The 19,062-nt window shown below is 36.3% G+C and carries 17 protein-coding genes and 1 riboswitch; of the genes, 11 read left to right on the forward strand and 6 right to left on the reverse strand.

The features are described from left to right. Positions 1–10 precede the first annotated feature (10 nt). The 4 genes from sapD to rne all read right to left on the reverse strand — a co-directional run bounded on the left by sapD (position 11) and on the right by rne (position 5,549). Positions 11–1,000: a putrescine export ABC transporter ATP-binding protein SapD gene (gene sapD, locus A9G23_RS05140; RefSeq protein WP_065586595.1), complete on the reverse strand. Its 990-nt coding sequence runs from the start codon at positions 998–1,000 to the stop codon at positions 11–13. 2 nt (positions 1,001–1,002) lie between these two features. After that, positions 1,003–1,863: an ABC transporter permease subunit gene (locus A9G23_RS05145; protein ID WP_065586596.1), complete on the reverse strand. Its 861-nt coding sequence runs from the start codon at positions 1,861–1,863 to the stop codon at positions 1,003–1,005. After that, positions 1,856–2,707 (reverse strand): ABC transporter permease subunit, encoded by an 852-nt coding sequence (locus A9G23_RS05150; RefSeq protein WP_176700234.1) that lies wholly within the window; start codon positions 2,705–2,707, stop codon positions 1,856–1,858. Before A9G23_RS05150 ends, A9G23_RS05145 begins: the two co-directional genes overlap by 8 nt. 154 nt (positions 2,708–2,861) lie before the next feature. Next, positions 2,862–5,549, reverse strand: coding sequence for a ribonuclease E (rne, locus tag A9G23_RS05155; protein ID WP_065586598.1), 2,688 nt, complete (start codon positions 5,547–5,549; stop codon positions 2,862–2,864). Between the two features lie 740 nt (positions 5,550–6,289). Here rne and syd point away from each other — a divergent pair. The 7 genes from syd to A9G23_RS05190 all read left to right on the forward strand — a co-directional run bounded on the left by syd (position 6,290) and on the right by A9G23_RS05190 (position 12,748). Continuing rightward, the gene (gene syd, locus A9G23_RS05160; RefSeq protein ID WP_065586599.1) at positions 6,290–6,823 is read left to right on the forward strand and encodes a SecY-interacting protein; all 534 of its coding nucleotides are present in this window, start codon (positions 6,290–6,292) and stop codon (positions 6,821–6,823) included. A 127-nt stretch (positions 6,824–6,950) separates the two neighbouring features. Further along, a complete protein-coding gene (locus tag A9G23_RS05165) occupies positions 6,951–8,126 on the forward strand; it encodes an amino acid aminotransferase (protein WP_065586600.1) in 1,176 nt (391 codons plus the stop codon). A gap of 528 nt (positions 8,127–8,654) precedes the next feature. Next, the gene (purB, locus tag A9G23_RS05170) at positions 8,655–10,016 is read left to right on the forward strand and encodes an adenylosuccinate lyase (protein WP_065587032.1); all 1,362 of its coding nucleotides are present in this window, start codon (positions 8,655–8,657) and stop codon (positions 10,014–10,016) included. Next, positions 10,013–10,537 (forward strand): GNAT family N-acetyltransferase, encoded by a 525-nt coding sequence (locus tag A9G23_RS05175; protein ID WP_141669985.1) that lies wholly within the window; start codon positions 10,013–10,015, stop codon positions 10,535–10,537. Before purB ends, A9G23_RS05175 begins: the two co-directional genes overlap by 4 nt. Then, positions 10,534–11,316, forward strand: a complete 783-nt coding sequence (locus A9G23_RS05180) for an amino acid ABC transporter substrate-binding protein (protein WP_065586601.1) — start codon at positions 10,534–10,536, stop codon at positions 11,314–11,316. Before A9G23_RS05175 ends, A9G23_RS05180 begins: the two co-directional genes overlap by 4 nt. Then, a complete protein-coding gene (locus tag A9G23_RS05185) occupies positions 11,313–11,984 on the forward strand; it encodes an amino acid ABC transporter permease (protein ID WP_065586602.1) in 672 nt (223 codons plus the stop codon). The genes A9G23_RS05180 and A9G23_RS05185 overlap by 4 nt, the downstream gene beginning before the upstream one ends. 11 nt (positions 11,985–11,995) lie before the next feature. Continuing rightward, complete coding sequence (locus tag A9G23_RS05190; RefSeq protein WP_065586603.1) at positions 11,996–12,748, forward strand: amino acid ABC transporter ATP-binding protein; 753 nt, start codon at positions 11,996–11,998, stop codon at positions 12,746–12,748. Between the two features lie 41 nt (positions 12,749–12,789). Here A9G23_RS05190 and A9G23_RS05195 read toward each other — a convergent pair whose 3' ends face one another. After that, positions 12,790–14,148 (reverse strand): MmgE/PrpD family protein, encoded by a 1,359-nt coding sequence (locus tag A9G23_RS05195; RefSeq protein WP_065586604.1) that lies wholly within the window; start codon positions 14,146–14,148, stop codon positions 12,790–12,792. 227 nt (positions 14,149–14,375) lie between these two features. Here A9G23_RS05195 and folK point away from each other — a divergent pair, with 227 nt between their 5' ends. The 3 genes from folK to gluQRS all read left to right on the forward strand — a co-directional run bounded on the left by folK (position 14,376) and on the right by gluQRS (position 16,377). Then, a complete protein-coding gene (gene folK / locus A9G23_RS05200) occupies positions 14,376–14,861 on the forward strand; it encodes a 2-amino-4-hydroxy-6-hydroxymethyldihydropteridine diphosphokinase (RefSeq protein WP_065586605.1) in 486 nt (161 codons plus the stop codon). A gap of 135 nt (positions 14,862–14,996) precedes the next feature. Next, complete coding sequence (dksA, locus tag A9G23_RS05205; RefSeq protein ID WP_065586606.1) at positions 14,997–15,452, forward strand: RNA polymerase-binding protein DksA; 456 nt, start codon at positions 14,997–14,999, stop codon at positions 15,450–15,452. A gap of 25 nt (positions 15,453–15,477) precedes the next feature. Then, entirely contained in the window at positions 15,478–16,377 is a 900-nt protein-coding gene (gene gluQRS, locus A9G23_RS05210; RefSeq protein ID WP_176700240.1) for a tRNA glutamyl-Q(34) synthetase GluQRS, read from the forward strand. Here the strand turns inward: gluQRS and moaA are convergent. Then, positions 16,357–17,331, reverse strand: a complete 975-nt coding sequence (gene moaA, locus A9G23_RS05215) for a GTP 3',8-cyclase MoaA (RefSeq protein WP_065586608.1) — start codon at positions 17,329–17,331, stop codon at positions 16,357–16,359. The genes gluQRS and moaA overlap by 21 nt on opposite strands. Further along, positions 17,327–17,452, reverse strand: a riboswitch (molybdenum cofactor riboswitch). Its footprint overlaps the gene before it by 5 nt. A gap of 224 nt (positions 17,453–17,676) precedes the next feature. Here moaA and ppnN point away from each other — a divergent pair. Beyond that, on the forward strand, positions 17,677–19,053 hold the full coding sequence (gene ppnN / locus A9G23_RS05220; protein ID WP_065586609.1) for a nucleotide 5'-monophosphate nucleosidase PpnN: 1,377 nt from the start codon (positions 17,677–17,679) through the stop codon (positions 19,051–19,053). The last annotated feature ends 9 nt before the right edge of the window (positions 19,054–19,062 follow it).

Raw genomic sequence — 19,062 nt, forward strand, 5'->3', positions numbered from 1 at the left:
TCATTTACGGTTACTCATCAGTATTTAACGGAAAATGACAGGCTACAAAATGATCTTTTATCGTTATCAATTCTGGAGCCAAAATACACTTCTTTTGGGCATAAGGGCATCGTGGTCCTAATCGACAGCCTATGGGTAAATGCTCCAATGATGGAATCACTCCGGGTAACGTATTTAACGGGCTTTTATGTGGCATGGCTTTACCAAAATCAGGGATAGCATAAATCAGCGCCTGAGTATAAGGATGATAAGGTGATTTAATTAAATCTTCACTATTAGCAACTTCAACGGTTTGTCCGCAATATAGGACATTGATACGATCAGTCCATCTGGTTACCATTTGTAAATCATGGCTGATAAGCAAGATAGTAGTCCCCATATTTTGATTCATACTAGCGAGCAACCTAAAAATTTGTGCTTCGGTAGTGGCTTCCATTGCATTTGTTGGTTCATCAGCAATAAGTAGCTTTGGCTGATTAGCCAACGCAATGGCTATCATGACTTTCTGACATTCGCCTTCGGTTAATTCAAACGGATAGGACTTTAATATCTCTTTGTGATTCTTAATTCCTACCCGATGCAATAACTCAATCGCTCGATGCTTACGCCAAAATAATCGCTGCCACCAATGCCCTTTAAATGTTCTTCTTGGAATTGCAGTGATTAACTGTTGCCCAACTTTCATAGAGGGATCTAAACAAGATTGTGGTTCTTGAAATATCATAGAGATATTAGCACTAATCACTTTTCGACGTTGTCTAGGTGAGAGTTTAAGTAAATCAATATCATTAAAATAAATACGATCGGCTGAAATCTTCCAGTTATGATTAGTTACCCCTAAGATAGCTTTAGCGATAAGGCTTTTTCCTGAGCCTGATTCACCAACCAAGCCTCGAATTTCACCTTCTGACAACTTCAAATTAACCCGATCAATTGCGCGCAAAAGACCCTCTGGCGTAATAAACTCAATGGTTAAATTTCGAATATCTAATAATGCCATCATTAAGTTCCTGCTCTTCGGCCATATAATCCAAAGTTGAATAAATATACCAAAATAATTGTAGCTGAAACCGCAATTCCTGGAGATAAAAAGGCCAAATAATTAATAGCAATGATATCTTTCATTTGAAACATCATCATTCCCAAATCCGGACGGGAAACATCATTAGCAAAGCCTAAAAAAGTTATTGTGGTAACTGACAAAATAACCGATCCAAACAATGAAACAATTTCGGTCAGATAAAGAGGTAAAATGTTAGGTAGAATATAATGATTTAAAATTGAAAACGAAGATAGTCCATCAAGTCTATAGGCCGTAATATAAGTTTTATTCCATTCGTTGATAACACGTTGATGGATATTGTAAATAAAGCGTGGGGAATAAGATAATCCAATCACCAATAACATATTAGTAATATTATCTTTTAATAATAAGCTAATCACAATCACACCAAGTAACGGCGGTACAACCATACAGAATTTAAAAATAAACAATACAAAAGGGCGTATAAATGATATAAAAAACATTAAGTAATTAATTACTCCGCCAATGGCAACCACATAAAATACTGCTTTTAACGTCATTGTCATAGTTGAACGATAACCAATTAACAAATAATTAAAAATATCTTGCCCTTTCGCGTTGGTACCGAGTATATGATTGATATCACCGCTAGACCACCAAGCAGGTGGCAATAAAGCTGGGTAACTAGGGTTTAAATGGGCATGAAAAAACCATTGAGTTGATAATGCTATAAATGTAATCGCCAATATGCCATAAAAGCCAACAATTAAGTAAAAATTACTGTGCAACCGACTAAAGCTTAACTTTATACCTTTTATTAACCTAGCTAGCCTAGACATAATGTTCCTTATGACGCAAAGGATAAATAACAACAGCCGAAATTTCACCTAATAGTGCTAATAAACTGATAACAGTGCCACAAGCTAGAATGGCAATAGAAATAATAAAATAATTATGATGGTGATAAGCACTCATCACCCACTGCCCTAGTCCTTCTCGATTATATAAAATTTCTATCACCATGGTAGAAAACAACAATGTAGTTGTATTATATGTTAACTGTGGAATGGTTGCAGGAATAGAATTAGGTAATAAATGCCGACGTAAAATTTTAAAAAGCGATCTTTCTCGAATAATTGCCATTTTTATAAAGTTTTGACGTGAGATACTTTTTACTGATTGGCTTACTAATTGGATAGTCATAATACTTGGCTGAATTGCCAAAATAAGCATAGGTAAAAGCAAATAGCGAAATTGCTCTAGTAATAGGCGCATCTTATCATCACTTGAAGAAAACAAAATGTCCAATAATGAAGTACCTGTTTCGGTTGGAGATAAGTGAAAATTCAATGATACTGTCCATGAAGGAGATATCAGGAACATAATAATAACAACAAGTAAGACTAATGGGCATGAATAAAGTAATAAACATCCTAGGCGAATTGTGTTATTTAACCAATGAATATTACTCAGACCAAGAAAGATCCCTAAAGGTAATCCAATAAGCAACGTAACAAGTAAAGCTAAGATACAAAGTTCAAAAGTAGTAGAAATTGTATGAAAAAAATGTACTTTTTCTCCAGATATTAGCGTAAATTGACCTTGTAGTAATTGCTGAAAAAAAGCTCTATATGCATCAATAAAACTAGGTTCACCTAACATTGAATAAGGCGAAAAATACACAAGACAAAAGCTTATCTGAGCTAGAACGCAGATAATAAATAAAAACGTTACTATTTTCTTAAAAATATAGATAATCATTGTTTATCTTTATCGAAGTTAAGAAGTATTAAAACAACGGTGACATATATCACCGTTATTTTAATATATTATAAGATTAATCGATTATCACCGGTTTACTTACTGCGGCATAAGCATGATCTTGTGCACTTAAACCGCCAGCATTTCCTTTACCTTCAAAACGATAATCTGACTCTTCACGTGATTTTATTCCAATAGCAGAAGTCACATATTCAGGAGCAGGTGCTTTAGTCATTGCTGAAGAAGAGTAGCCTGTTGATTGTAAATCATTAGTTAGCAAACCAACATCATTACTATTTTGCTCATCAACTTGAAAATCTTCTTGTGCATTTATGAATAAAGAACTTTTGGATACTTCATCCATGCTAGCTGTATCAACACTATTGACATCCTCTTCATTTTTAACAATGACAGGCAGTAAAAGCGAAGGGATAACCGGTACCTTAATACTTGATTCATCATTATTTATTCGACTGTAATCAACAATAACACGACCTAAAGCTAATTCTAATGATGCTGCAGCAAACGGCAACGGCATTGGTGACTGTTTTAGTTCTACATTACGAGCACGGCGTTTATTACGTTGACCATTCATTCGTAAATGTCTTGAAGTACGACGCTGACGTTTTGGTTGAAATTCCGTTGCAATATTGTTTTCAGTTGGTTCAGGTACAATAATGGGTAATAATAAAGAAGGAATAATAACTCTTTCTTGTTCAGTTTCCACCATACTATCACTATTTTTTATGCGAATACTTCTAGTTAATACCCGTTGTTGACGTCTTGGTTTAGCTTCACGCTGTTTTGGTTGTACAGTTTCAACAACTTTATCTGTCTTAAGATTATTTGCAGAGTTTGTCAAATTAGTACTTGCATTAGTATTTTGTTTAGTTCTACGGCTATTATTTCGACTTGATTCTTTCACCTCTTCAGTAGTACCTGTCGCAACAATATTAGTATTACTAGCCACACTATTGTTTCGGTTATTACGTTGACGTCGATTGTTTGCTCGTTGATTATCTCGTCTTTTGGCTATTTTTGTTTTAACCTCTGGCTCGGGTTCTGCTGTTTCTGTAACAAACAGTTTACGTAACTTACCAAATAATCCACTAAACAACCCACCTGATTTTTTAGTTTTTGACTCTATCTGTTCTTTTGATGCTGCACAAGCCTCAACTTTAGGGCCTGATAATACCGCTTGTTCCACAACAACTTCAACAGCTAGTTGGTCATCTTCCTCCTCTTCAAGCTCACGAATCAGTTTTGGGAGATGATAACTCAGTACGTCTGTTTCTTCTCCTCTACGCTTACGAATTACTTTATATAGAGGTGTTTCCATCTCTTCATCGCCAGCAATCACAATTTTGACATCAGGATGCATACTTTCAATATTGGTGATAGCGCGACGTTTTTCATTGAGTAAATAGCTCGCTATTGGTACTGGAACAATGACATCGATTTGTACAGTATTATCTTTCATTGCCTCTTCTTGAATTAAACGAAGAATAGATAAAGACAATGAATTATTGTCACGAACAGTACCTGTTCCTTGACAACGAGGGCATATATGATGAGTTGCTTCGCGTAATGAAGGGCTTAATCGTTGACGAGACATTTCGAGCAAACCAAAGCGTGAAATACGAGTCGTTTGAATACGCGCACGATCAGTTTTCATGGCTTCTTTAAGGCGATTTTCTACTTCACGCTGATTACGAACTGGGGTCATATCAATAAAATCGATAACAATCAAACCACCTAAGTCTCGTAAGCGTAGTTGGCGAGCTATTTCTTCGGCTGCTTCAAGATTAGTATTAAATGCGGTTTCTTCAATATCACTACCGCGAATTGATTTAGCAGAGTTAATATCAATTGCTGTAAGCGCTTCTGTCGCATCAATCACAATTGAGCCACCAGAAGGTAAGCGAACTTCACGCTGGAATGCCGACTCAATCTGACCTTCAATTTGGAAATGATTAAATAATGGTACATCACCCTCATAAAGCTTTAAGCGACTGACATACTCAACACGTCCTAAATCTGCTAACCGTTTTTTAGCAATTTCAAGCACTTTGGGATTATCAATTAAAATATCACCAACATCATCACGTAAATAATCACGAAATGCGCGAGTGATAATATCACTTTCTTTATGAATTAAACTAGGTGCAGGATGCTTTTTTGCTTCATTTTGAATGGCTGCCCAATAGGTAACTAATGCATCTAAATCTTGTTGTAACTCTTCTTGACTTTTACCCACCCCTGCAGTTCGGGCTATCACACCCATACCTTTAGGTTTTTCGATAGCATCAATAATACGTTTAAGATCGGCTCGTTCTTCACCTTCTATGCGACGCGAAACTCCGCCAGCACGAGGATCATTAGGCATCAACACTAAATAGCTGCCAGCTAAACTAATATAGGTGGTTAAAGCCGCACCTTTTTTGCCCCGAATCTCTTTTTCAATTTGGATAAGAACTTCTTGACCTTCTTGTAGGTGTTTAATACTACGCCGTCCAGAAATATTAGATGGAAAATAACTTTCAGCAATCTCTTTTAAAGGTAAAAATCCATCGCGCTCGCCACCATAAGAAACAAATGCGGCTTCTAAACTTGGATTGATTTTAGTGATTTTACCTTTATAAATATTGGCTTTCTTTTGTTCATGCCCAAGGCTTTCAATATCTAAATCATACAATCTTTGACCATCAACAAGCGCAACGCGCAGCTCTTCTTGCTGGGTTGCGTTGATTAACATTCTTTTCATTATTCTACACTCTTCATTAGTCTGAATTAACTGTAGGTAGAATCTTATTATTGATAAGTGGTTATTTTAACAATGATGAATAATGGTACTTAACTAAATATTTGTATACGGCATTCATTATTTTATTTGTGTTATTTTTGTTATTATTTTATGTGAATCCGATACCGCTTACACAACATCAATATAACAAGCAAAATATTAAATTAAAAAGCACTAAATACTTTGCAAAAAACCTAATTTTATAATTTATTGACACTATTAATATGGTTAATAAGCAAACCTCTGCGTCTTACCGGTTTTGGCAAACAAACTAAATCTTTATGCAATTGTTTAAAATAAACAGATTATCTAATTATAATGATTCTACTTACGCGATTTTATTTTGACAAACTGTAATGTCTAACGCCATTGCTGCATTACAAGGATAAAATTATCCGTCTCTATTATTAACGTTTCAGTCAAGGATAGCAAGTAAATTAAACTAGATATTTTACAAACAGTTAAGGATTCATTTTTCGTTATTTTTAACGAACGTTTACCGTATTATAAATAACTTATTTGATTTGCTTAAAGTTTTATATTAAAACACCTAATCACCTATTACCTCTTTACAATCTTTTACTTTACAAATTACCTAATTAATAAAAAATGAAACGTTGAGGTAATTATGCATTGCAAAACTTAATCAGTATAATGACGATTAAATAACATAATAATTTGAATATGAGATACATTTGTCCATGAACTCTGCTTATAAAATTGCCTTACTTGATTTTACTACTCTTTGGATTGACCAGTTTAAGTATGCACCACAAAGCGAAGAATTGCATGCTATTCCCTCGCCTTGTATTTTAAAAACTGAATATCTCACGGTATTTTGGCAACCATTTTTATTGGAGCCGCCAAGAGATCTTACGATTGTTGAACAAGTTGTCGGTATCACTTTACATCCCAGTGCTCACATTTTTTATGGAACACAATATGCAGGCAATATGACAGCTAAGTTTGCCAACACTCATTTAACTTTAATTCAAGCATGGAATGATGATGATTTTTCAACTTTAGAACAAAATTTAATAGCTCATTTATCTCAGCAAAAAAGATTAAAACGAATACCGACTATTTTTATTGCTTCGACAGATGACAGCACAACAATTATTTCATTAAACAATTTAACAGGCGAAGTAGTAAAAGAAGATTTGATTACGGGAGAATTAATAACATTAGCTAATGATTTGATTTCATTTTTTAATCAGCTTATAGTTTTTTACTAAATATAGGAATGTTAAAAATAAAGAATGCTTATAAAAATCTATTTATAGTATGCTTTTTTCGAAATTGTAACTTACAAAATAATGTGTATATAATGCGGTGATACCAATTGGATGAAATAGGTGAATTATGTTTGAAAATTTAACAGCAGCACCGGCAGATCCCATTTTAGGGCTGGCCGATCTTTATAATAAAGATGAACGCATCAATAAAATTAATTTAAGTGTCGGTATTTATAAAGATGAAACGACCAAAACACCTATTTTAGAAAGTGTGAAAAAAGCAGAACATTTTTTATTAAATGACGAAATTACCAAAAGTTACTTACCTATTGATGGTGTCAATACCTTCAATATTGTAACGCAAATTTTACTTTTTGGTCGTGAAAATGAACGAGCAAGAACTGCACAAGCGCCTGGCGGAACAGGGGCCTTACGCATAATGGCGGATTTTTTAGCCCGCCGGACTAAAGTAAAACGCGTTTGGGTAAGCAATCCAACTTGGCCAAATCATCGTAGTGTATTCCAAACTGCTGGTCTTGAAGTACATCAATACCATTATTACAGTGCACACACTCACACTTTTGATTTTGATGCCATGATGAGCAGCTTAAGCCAAGTTACCGCTGGTGAAGCAGTGTTGTTCCATGGTTGCTGTCATAACCCAACCGGTATTGACCCAACCCCAGAACAATGGCAAGCTATATCGGATCTTGCCTTAAAAAATGGTTGGTTGCCACTGTTTGATATAGCTTATCAAGGCTTTGGACAAGGTATAGAAGAAGACGTCTATGGGCTACGATTATTTGCTAATAACCATCCAGAGCTACTTATTGCTAGCTCATATTCAAAAAATTTTGGTCTCTATAATGAACGCGTAGGCGCATTCACGCTAATTGCTGCAAATACTGAAATTGCCGATCGCGCCTTTAGTCAAGTCAAAACAATTATTCGCGCTAATTACTCAAATCCACCTGCTCATGGTGCTAAAATCGTCTCTTACATTTTAAACAATGAAGAATTAAAAGAAGAGTGGATTGATGAGTTAACTGGTATGCGACAACGCATTCACCGCATGCGACAACTATTTGTAAAAACATTACAAGATAAAGGAGCCAATCAAGATTTTAGCTTCATCGCCAAACAAAACGGGATGTTCTCGTTCAGTGGTTTGAACGAAGAGCAAGTGCTTAAATTACGTAATGATTATGGCATCTACATCGTTAATTCAGGGCGTATCAATGTGGCAGGCATGACATTAGATAACATGTCTAGACTTTGCGAATCGATTGTTCAAGTGCTATAAAAATTGTAATAAACAATTACTAGAACATTGTTAATGCTATTGTTTAGGTCACAAGAAAAACACGCAAATAACTAGCGTGTTTTTCTTTGATCTTTTAAATTTGAGATAATTTTGATTATTAAAAGACATTTAGAAAAATACTGATTTTATTTATTTTTAATATTTTTCCAAACCACTTATCTAAATAAAAGATAAACAAAATTTTTTCTTTCTTTTCGCCTAGCTTATCCTAATTAGTTAATTTTATTTTTAATTCTTATTAAAACGATAGTTAACAACATGAAGCAAAAAAAATCAAATAAAATCAATTGGTTTTCTGAACGATTTTTGCAAAGAGATGAACTTGTTTAGCGCCTCCCCTCCACTCAAAAAGTATTCTGATTATGACTTAAATCACTCAAATTGCCCATTTCTATTAATCTTTTATTCCAATTAGTTATATCCATAGACAAACAGATTATTAGACGATCTCCCAATAATTACGAATAATTATTTAACCGGATAATAACCATGATTGAGGATAGTTTGGTGGCGTCACATATTTTAGATTTTTTAATTTTAGGCAATAACTTTGGTACAAGCGAAATGAGATCGATCTGGTCAGAGCAAAATCGCTTGCAAAAACAAGTAGAGGTCGAAGTCGCTTTAGCTAAAGCAGAAGGCGAGCTAGGCGTTATTCCAACCGAAGCAGCCAATGCAATCATAGCCAAAGCCGATGCATCTAAACTATCAATTGAACACATTGCCGAAGAAGCAGCAAAAGCCAAACACTCGTTAATGTCGACCATTAACGCACTACAAAAACAAGTCGGTGATGCCGGTCAATATATTCATTACGGAGCGACCACACAAGATATTGTCGATACCGCAACTGTTTTACAATTAAAACAATCATTTGAAGTCATTGAACGCGATAGTAAACAAGTGGCACTCGAACTAAAACGTTTAGCCAAACAGTATCAATATTTACCCATGGTTGGGCGTACACATGGCATGCAAGCACTTCCCACAACCTTTGGTTTTAAACTTGCGGTATGGTTAGATGAATTTATTCGGCACTTACAACGTTTAAGCGAAATCAAACAACGGGTATTAGTCGGTAATATTAGTGGCGCAATTTGTACTTATGCATCAATGGGCAAGCTAGGACCACAAGTAGAATCGCGAGCGTTAATGTTACTCGGACTAAATACCCCTAATATTGGTTGGCAAGCAGCTCGTGATCGTTTTTCTGAATATGCATCAGTCATCGCACTAATCAGTGGCACATTAGGCAAAATAGGTAATGAATTTTATAACTTGATGCGTACTGAGATTAACGAAGTCGAAGAACCTTTCTCGGCAGGAAAAATTGGCTCAACCACCATGCCACATAAACGCAACCCAGCAGCATTAGAAGGTTTAGCCAGTTTGACGGCTCCACTTTTAAAAAGCGTCGCGTTAATTCACGAATCAATGCAAGTTGAACATGAACGCGATGCCATGAGTTGGCGTGCCGAATGGATCGCACTACCCGAAATTAACCTTTACATTTCAGCGCAATTGCAAACAGCCCTTGCCGTGCTTAAAGGTCTTAAAGTCAATGCTGATCGGATGTTGGCCAATTTATCACTGCAAAATGGCTTGCTGTTATCAGAAAAAGTGATGTTCGAAATCGGTAAGCGATTAGGCAAACAAACCGCTCATCAGCTGGTTTATCAAAGCGCTATGAAAGCGTTTGAACAAAATCGACCATTTAAAGAGATATTATTAGAAGATCCAAGCTTGAACCAAATATTGACCGAATCGGAACTTGATACTTGGTTAGATCCAATTAACTATCTTGGCTCTGCTCCTGAAAAAGTAGCACAAGTCATTCAATATGCTCAACAGTGTGGAGTATTAGCATGAGCTTTCGCTTAATGACTGATAAAGATATTCCAGCTTATCAGGCACTACTGCATAGTGCTTATCAAGCCACAACTGAATTAGGCATTCATTTTGCCGCAGCGACAGTCATGCAACCGCAGATTGCTGAGCATATTGCATCGAATGCCGTGTATCTATTTGAAAAAGATGATGAGCTACTATCAACCTTAAGCATTCGCTTTCCGTGGGGCAATAACCCAGGACCTTATGGGTTACCCCATTTAGGTTGGTTTGCAACCGATCCACGTTATAAAGGTCAAGGCTATGGTAATGTATTATGGGATTTTGTTGAACAGCAAATTTTAATTAACCAACTAAAGTTACCCGCTGTCACGTTAGGCACTGCCGCAAATCATCCATGGCTTGCCCAAACGTATATGAATAAAGGTTATAAAAAAATAGGGCAAGCGGATTTAACACCCGATCATACCACGCTCTATTTTGAAAAAATCTTAAATCATAAAAGCTACACCGAATGGAAAAAAAGGAGTAATCAACAATGAAAAAAATAACCTCGTTACTATCCGCACTTTTATTAACTAGCCTAACCTTAATGGGTTGCGATAATCAATCCAACCATCAAGCCATAGAGCAAAATATTATTAAAGTGGGTTCTACAGGACAGAGCTACCCAAACGGTTATGAACAAGATGGCAATTTAGTCGGATTTGATGTTGAGGTTACCGAAGCGATTGCCAAAGAATTAGGCTATAAAGTCGAATGGGTCATTGCGGAATTTGGTGGATTGATGGGACAATTTGATACCGGACGATTAGATACTATTGCCAATGCGGTTGCAATTACACCTGCTCGTCAAGCCAAATATGATTTTTCGAACACCTATAGCTTTTATGGTAGCCAAATTGTGACTCACAAAGATAACAATGATATCAATCAATTAACTGATTTTAAAGGCAAAACTATTGCGGGTGTGCTAGGCTCAAATCATATAAACAATCTAAAAAAAGCCTTTCCTAACAATGAAATCACCATCAAGACCTATGAAACGCGAGATGGCGCAATATATGACACAGAGTATCAACGCGTTGATGGTTATGTCAATTCAAAACCGATATTACTGGCTGAAATTAAGCGTAAAAATCTACCGTTCAAATTAGTCGGTGACCCCATTACTATTGAGCAAGTCGCATTTCCATTTAGTAAAGATGAAAAAGGACAAGCACTGCGTGAAAAATTCAATCAAGCCATCGAAAAGTTACGCACTAATGGCACATTGAAAAATCTGGCAATTAAATATTTTGGCGAAGATATTACCTTATGAATTTTAATGTAAACTATTTTTTAAGTGTGTTTCCGCAGATATTGCCTTATCTGCCGGTTACCCTTTTTATTACCATCGTATCGATTATGTTTGCCATTATATTAGGGCTAGCGATTGCATTATTGCGTAGCAATAAAATAATCATTATCGATACTCTTTTTGCACTATTTATATCTCTGTTTCGAGGAATACCATCCGTTGTTTTACTGTTTATTATTTATTACGGATTACCGCAGATTTTTCCTGTTTTAAAACAAATGGGGGCAACAACGGCAGCCATTATCTGCTTTAGTTTAAAATATTCATCCTATTTAGCCGAAATTTTCCGAGCAAGTCTAGAGTCCGTTGATCACGGGCAGAAAGAAGCGGGACTAACAGTAGGATTAAGTAAAATACAAGTTTATCGCGGTATTATACTGCCTCAAGCCATGGTTAGTGCCTTACCCAACACCGGTAATATGTTCATCTCATTGCTTAAAGATTCGTCTGTCGCCTTTTTTGTTGGCGTGCAAGAACTATTAGCAGCCGGAAAAATGTTAACCGCTAACTCATTGCTCTACTTTGAAACCTATTTAGCTGTAGGCATTGTTTACTGGTTGACTGTAGTTATCTATTCTTGGATACAAAAACAGTTAGAACAGAAACTCACTGTACCTTATCATCGTTAAGGAGAAGTGTTATGATTACGGTATCACATTTATCTAAACGCTTTGCTAATAATGAAGTCTTAAAAGAGATCAACCTAAACATCAAACAAGGCGAGGTGGTCGCAATTATTGGACCTTCGGGATCAGGTAAATCGACCTTATTACGTTGTTTAAATTTATTAGAAAAACCGAACAACGGTACCATTCAAATTGGCACAGCGATGCTAGATGCTAAACATTATAGTCATAAAGAAGAAACCCATTTACGCAAGCAATCTGCAATGGTCTTTCAACACTACAACTTATTTAAAAATAAAACCGCATTAGAAAATATCACCTATCCATTAATTGTTGGACAAAAGAAAGATAAAAAAGAGGCCGAACAACTTGGCCTAGCATTATTAGAACGCGTTGGTATGTTATCCTACGCCACACAATATCCCATCACCTTATCTGGTGGTCAGCAACAGCGTGTTGCTATCGCAAGAGCACTTGCGGTCAGACCCAAAGTATTATTATTTGATGAACCAACATCCGCACTCGATCCCGAGCGTGTACACGAAGTATTACAAGTCATGCTACAGCTAGCCAAACAACATATCACAATGATTATCGTGACCCACGAAATGGAATTTGCTAAGTATGTTGCAGACCGAGTTATCTTTATGGCAGATGGCGTAATTGTTGAAGAAGGGCCTGCAAAATCAATAATTGATAATCCACAAAATGAAATAACACAACGTTTTTTACGCCAATTGACTGATGAAATTGATTTTGAAATTTAACGATAAAAAACTGACTTAACCATAAAATTAATTTTTAATTGTTAAAGCGTAAATAGATGTGACAATAAAAATGTATGCAAATCTAAATCGATCGCAAGCGCACGAATATCTTTCAATAAATTATCCGTTGTCTTTTGGTCGCCTACGGCTTTGACCAGCTTCAATGATAATTCGCGCTGACTGTATGGATTTTTTGGCGAACCTTTTGGCATATCAATTCGTTGGATCAACTTTTCGCCGGTGCGATTAAGAATTTCAACAACAACATAACGTTTATTATACGCCTGTGGATGGGGTATAAGTTGTATTTGATAGCTACGTTTCATCTTCTGCATCAATTGTTTTATGCCATTTGAAATTGGTTTTACAGAAAACTGTTCAAAACTAAGTGGCAATCCTAAAAGGGTTAATGCTAAAACATACTCAGCCGAAAAACGCCCTTGTTCAGCAAGCAAAGGCGTTTGATAAATTAACGCGGCATCACTTTGTGGTGGAGAAAAAAAGATAGTAATACGCTCAATCTTATCAACACTAAAGTTAGCATTTCGATAAAGCAATTGCCCCGCATCAGCAATATAAGCTGCAGCCGAACAATAAGAATAATTTTTAAACCATAATCCGGGATCAACAATCTTCCAAGTTTTGCCCCAACGACTTAAATCAAAATGCGTATTACCTTGCCCATAAATAGCCAAAAAACCTAATTTATCATCTAAAAAATCCTGATCAGCATGTATACCCGCTCTTAACCATTCAACCGATTGTATGGCATGCTCAGCTGCGAGCCCAGCATGCAAAAACTTAATCGGCGTACCCATTAACAAACGCATTCCCGATGCTTGAGTCGCAGCTAACGTTAATGCTTGTGATAAAAAAGGTTCATCATAGAGATAACAAATAGCTGCTGTTGCAGCAATCCCGCCTAAAGTCATGGTTGTATGCCAACCTTGTTCATAATGCTGTGGATTGACGCTTTGCCCCAATAAAGCCATCACTTCAATACCAATCACATAAGCCGTTAAAAAACGTCGACCATCAATCTTTTGCTCAGTCTTATCGAATCGAACACTTGCAATGAGTGCGGATAAAATAACGGCAGATGGGTGACCTCGAACATCTGAATGTACATCATCATAATCTAAACAATGCGCTTGAAAGCCATTAAAAAGTGCTGCTTGCCTTGCGCTAGCCAACTTTTTTTGGCCAATTAACCAAGCTCTCGCATTTCCACCTTCATCCGCTATCCATGCTAGCAATTTATAAACATCATCTTCATGGCAAGCTTGTAAAGCGCAAGCAAAATAATCCGTTACCCCATTGATAGCACAATTGATAACTTGTGGGTCACTGATTATTGGCGTATTTTGGATTAAAAAACTTAACTGTTGACCTAAATTCATGCAAAACTCTCAAACTAAGCAAATACGATAAGCGATTAGGAAAATTAGTTTACTTCGAGATAACTAAAATAACCTATCATTAGCTATAAGTTAAAGACTATGTAGTTATATTCTAATAACCCAAAATCATAATGCGTTAGTCATTAATATAATCATTTGGAGCGATTATTTTATATGTTAAAATGGTTTCAACAAAAACAATCAAATCAAAAATTTAACATCTCATTATGTCAACTTGTTATATCGCCTTAGGCAGTAACCTTGAAGATCCATTGGCGCAAGCCAATCGTGCAATTGCGGCATTAAAGCAGCTACCTAACACGACTGTTATGGATATTTCTCCTTTTTATCGCAGTAAGCCACTTGGTCCACAAGATCAAAATGATTATCTTAATGCCGTCATTAAATTGACGACAAATCTATCGCCAATCGCCCTGCTGGATGAACTGCAAACCATTGAAAAAGCGCAAGGTCGGGTACGCAAAGACAACCGTTGGGGAGCAAGAACCTTGGATCTGGATATTTTACTTTATGATGATTTAGTCATTAATAGTGAAAGACTCACTATCCCTCATTATCATATGAAAAATAGGGAGTTTGTACTCTACCCTTTATTTGATATTGCCCCTAATCTTATTTTACCTGACAACGATAAGTTAAAAGATTTAGTTGCTAAATGTCCCAAAAATGATTTGAAAATGTGGAATATTTAATTATTTTTATCAATAACAATCGGTTACATTATTTTTTTATCTAAAGTAAAAAAAAATGATAAAAAAATTTTGCCAATGGCTGAATTATTGTTATAGTTTAGCGCTTTCAAATAATCTGTACTTAAGGGGATTGCTGTGAAAAAGGAACAAAAAGTAAATACATCTTCTCTTAGCCTGCTTTCAATTGCTGGGCTTGAGCCATATAAAGAGGCACAAGGCGAGGAGTACATGAACCCTAAGCAATTGAAACATTTTAAACTTATTTTAGAAGCCTGGCTTGCTCAACTACAAGGTGAAATGGGCAAAACAGTTACCCACATGCAAGATGAAGCAGCGAATTTTCCAGATCCAGCTGACCGAGCAACGCAAGAAGAAGAATTCAGCCTTGAATTACGCGCTCGAGATAGAGAAAGAAGACTGATTAAAAAAATTGAAAAAACGTTAAAGAAAATCGAATCAGACGATTTTGGTTATTGTGAATCTTGTGGTGTTGAAATTGGTATCCGACGCTTAGAAGCAAGACCAACAGCAGATTTATGTATCGATTGTAAAACGCTTGCGGAACTGCGCGAAAAACAGATGGGCATGTAACGCCAGTTTCATCTATCATTCTCAAATTAGACCTATGCATTACATCGGTCGTTTTGCCCCTTCACCATCAGGACCATTACATTTTGGTTCGTTGGTTACAGCGCTTGGGAGTTATCTCCAAGCTAAATCTTGCCTCGGTAAATGGCTGGTTCGTATTGAAGATATCGACCCACCACGAGAAGTCAAAGGGGCATCATCACTGATATTAAAAACGCTTGAAGCACTAAATTTATATTGGGATGATGCGGTTTTATACCAATCATCGTGCAACGAACGTTACCAAGCTATTTTACAAACGCTAATCGATAATCAACAAGCCTATTATTGTGATTGTACTAGACAGCGAATTCAAAGTCTGGCAAATGGTATTTATGATGGTTTTTGTCGTGAACGGCATTTATCTATCAATAATAAACAACAGTTTGCGATTCGTTTAAAACAAAATCACCCTATTTTTCAATTTGCAGATCAAATTCGTGGTCTACAAACCGTTGAAAAAGCTAGCGCACAAGAAGATTTTATTATTCATCGTAAAGCTGGCTTATTTGCCTATAATTTAGTGGTGGTATTAGATGATCATCAGCAAGGCATTACTGAAATTGTGCGAGGTGCGGATTTATTACCAGTCACTGCTAAACAAATCTCACTGTATCAACTGTTCGGCTTTCCTGTGCCAAGCTACTGCCATTTACCGCTAGTACTCGATAACAACGGCAATAAACTATCAAAACAAAACCATGCAAACCCGATTGATTTAAACAATCTTAAAGCATTAACCGTTCAAGCTCTGCAATTTTTAGGGCAATGTGTGCCAAAACATTGGCAAGATGCCACACAACAGCAAATTTTAGATTGGGCAATAAAGCATTGGCAACTGATGAATGTGCCAAAGCAAAATATTCAATTATCCACCAATATTGGATAAATTAGGGGTAATACCAACATTATGAGCATGTAACAGATGTTTTTCTGGTTTGATCATTAGCGAAGAAAAGATTCTTGCAATTAATTGTTGCTTTTGCGCTGGACTTTGAAGCAAATCACGCAAATCAACTGCAGCCTCACCAAATAAACAATAATGTAATTGACCAATGGATGATACGCGCAATCGATTACAACTTTTACAAAAATCTTTTGAATACGGCATAATCAGTCCAATTTTACCTTGATAGTCGCTATGGACATAAACTTTAGCGGGACCTGATAGCGGATTTCTAGATTGCAATTGCCAACCCTGTGCAATTAGCTTTGTTTCAATCAAACTACCGGACTGGTGATAACGATTAAACACATCAAAGCTTTCGCCTGTTTCCATAAGTTCAATAAAACGTAATTCGACTGGTCGACATTTAATCCATGACAAATAATCATCTAAATTATCATTTATGTTTTTCATCAAGACAGTATTAATTTTGACTTTTTTTATACCCACTTCTAATGCTCTGTCCACACATTGCATTAATTCTTTAAGCTTATCTTGACCGGTAATTAATTTAAATAAATGTGGGGAAAGGCTATCAATACTAATATTAATCGCATTCAAACCTGCTTGATGCCAATGGTGAATATTTTTTAATAAACGAGAACCATTAGTCGTCATAGCCAGTTCTTTTACACTTGGGTAAGCGGAGATGATCGACAAAATATCCATAAAATCGCGACGCAAAGTAGGTTCGCCACCTGTTAACCGAATTTTGCGCACACCAAGCTCCGTAAATGTTGCAACAACATGATTAATCTCGCTGAGCGACAGAAATTTATGAGCCTTGTTAGGTTGATAACCATTGGGTAAACAGTACTGACACTGAAAATTACACAGCTCGGTAATCGACAAACGCAGATATTGAAATCGACGCTGATAATTATCAACTAATTGCATATTATATTAAACACCTTATCCAAATCGGGAAGCATAGCCATTTCTGTGCTATACCGCGGCTAATCCACCTTATGAATTGAAATATCACTTAGGCAAAAGAGCTTCAGAGTTTGGTTCAGTCTAGCATAGGCTTCATTTTTTGACTATGAACAAATTAATTTTTATAAAATACCTGTTTACTGAACAATTAAAACGGTAACGCCTTCCTAAAATAACACCGTCAAAACACGAGAAGTTTCTATCATAAACCTCCTTTTTTAAATAGAGTTTATCTAATTTACTTATTTAATCAGTTTGAGTATATAATAGTCGTCTTGCTGATAAAACCGTCAAACAGAGGTTGTGATGATCACCCATATTAGCCCATTAGGATCGATGGATTTGCTTGCTCAGGCAGAAGTCGATATTTTAAAAAAATCAGCCAATAGTGAACTTTATCAATTATTTAGAAATTGTTCATTAGCCACTTTGAATGCTGGCACTAAAACCGATAATACTAAAGATCTGTTAGATAGATTCCAGTCTTTTGAAATTAATGTTATTAGCAAAGAACGAGGCGTGAAATTAGAATTGATTAATGCTCCGGAAAGCGCTTTTGTTGATGGACGAATTATTCGTTCAATCCAAGCTAACTTGTTTGCTGTATTACGCGATATCCTTTTTTTAAATAGTCAAATCAGCGCCGTTAAAGAGCTTATTTCTAATATCAAATTTGAAAGAGATCATTCGTTTTATATTACAAACCTTGTTTTTTCAATTTTACGTAATGCAAACTCACTCCATGTAGGTGAAGAGCCAAATTTAGTTGTCTGCTGGGGTGGACATTCCATTAACGAAAGCGAATATTATTATGCTCGCCAAGTGGGTATGCAGCTGGGTTTGCGAGAACTTAATATTTGCACTGGTTGTGGTCCTGGTATTATGGAAGCACCAATGAAAGGTGCCGCAGTTGGTCATGCACAGCAGCGTTATAAAGACAGTCGCTTTATTGGCATGACCGAACCATCAATTATTGCAGCGGAACCGCCTAATGCGTTAGTCAATGAACTGATTATTATGCCTGATATCGAAAAACGTCTTGAAGCTTTTGTGCGGTTGGCGCATGGTATTATCATCTTCCCGGGTGGGCCGGGTACCGCCGAGGAGTTGCTTTATATTCTAGGTATTTTATTAAACCCAGCCAATCAACATCAATCACTCCCTCTGATCTTGACAGGACCAAAAGAATGCGAAGGCTATTTTGCATCAATAGATAATTTTATTCGGAGCACATTAGGTGATGAGGCAACCAAGCTTTACCAAATCGTGATCGACTCGCCCGAACAAGTGGCACGTATTATGAAAGATGGCGTTAAACATGTTAAATCTTCACGCTTAAAAACCGGCGATGCTTATGGATTTAATTGGCTACTGAAAATTGATGAATCGCTACAACATCCTTTTGAGCCAACGCACGCTAATATGGCGTCATTAAATCTTCATCGTGATCAACCTGTGGAACTATTAGCCGCAGATTTGCGTCGTGCATTTTCTGGTATTGTCGCTGGTAACGTGAAAGAGTTTGGTATGAAGCAAATTGGCGAACATGGTCGATATAAGTTACAAGGAGATATCGGAATTATGCAGCAACTTGATAATTTATTGCGTAGTTTTGTTCAACAAGACCGAATGAAATTGCCGGGAGGAAGTGCTTATCAACCTTGCTATGAAATTTGTTATTAAAAATAACAT

Source organism: Gilliamella sp. App4-10, assembly GCF_001690495.1.
GTDB classification, from domain to species: Bacteria; Pseudomonadota; Gammaproteobacteria; order Enterobacterales; family Orbaceae; genus Gilliamella; species Gilliamella apicola_G.

Coding starts and splice junctions, on each gene's coding strand:
- sapD (WP_065586595.1), bottom strand. CDS start 1,000: ATGGCATTATTAGATATTCGAAATTTAACCATTGAGTTTATTACGCCA.
- A9G23_RS05145 (WP_065586596.1), bottom strand. CDS start 1,863: ATGTCTAGGCTAGCTAGGTTAATAAAAGGTATAAAGTTAAGCTTTAGT.
- rne (WP_065586598.1), bottom strand. CDS start 5,549: ATGAAAAGAATGTTAATCAACGCAACCCAGCAAGAAGAGCTGCGCGTT.
- syd (WP_065586599.1), top strand. CDS start 6,290: ATGAACTCTGCTTATAAAATTGCCTTACTTGATTTTACTACTCTTTGG.
- A9G23_RS05165 (WP_065586600.1), top strand. CDS start 6,951: ATGTTTGAAAATTTAACAGCAGCACCGGCAGATCCCATTTTAGGGCTG.
- A9G23_RS05175 (WP_141669985.1), top strand. CDS start 10,013: ATGAGCTTTCGCTTAATGACTGATAAAGATATTCCAGCTTATCAGGCA.
- A9G23_RS05180 (WP_065586601.1), top strand. CDS start 10,534: ATGAAAAAAATAACCTCGTTACTATCCGCACTTTTATTAACTAGCCTA.
- A9G23_RS05185 (WP_065586602.1), top strand. CDS start 11,313: ATGAATTTTAATGTAAACTATTTTTTAAGTGTGTTTCCGCAGATATTG.
- A9G23_RS05190 (WP_065586603.1), top strand. CDS start 11,996: ATGATTACGGTATCACATTTATCTAAACGCTTTGCTAATAATGAAGTC.
- A9G23_RS05195 (WP_065586604.1), bottom strand. CDS start 14,148: ATGAATTTAGGTCAACAGTTAAGTTTTTTAATCCAAAATACGCCAATA.
- folK (WP_065586605.1), top strand. CDS start 14,376: ATGTCAACTTGTTATATCGCCTTAGGCAGTAACCTTGAAGATCCATTG.
- moaA (WP_065586608.1), bottom strand. CDS start 17,331: ATGCAATTAGTTGATAATTATCAGCGTCGATTTCAATATCTGCGTTTG.
- ppnN (WP_065586609.1), top strand. CDS start 17,677: ATGATCACCCATATTAGCCCATTAGGATCGATGGATTTGCTTGCTCAG.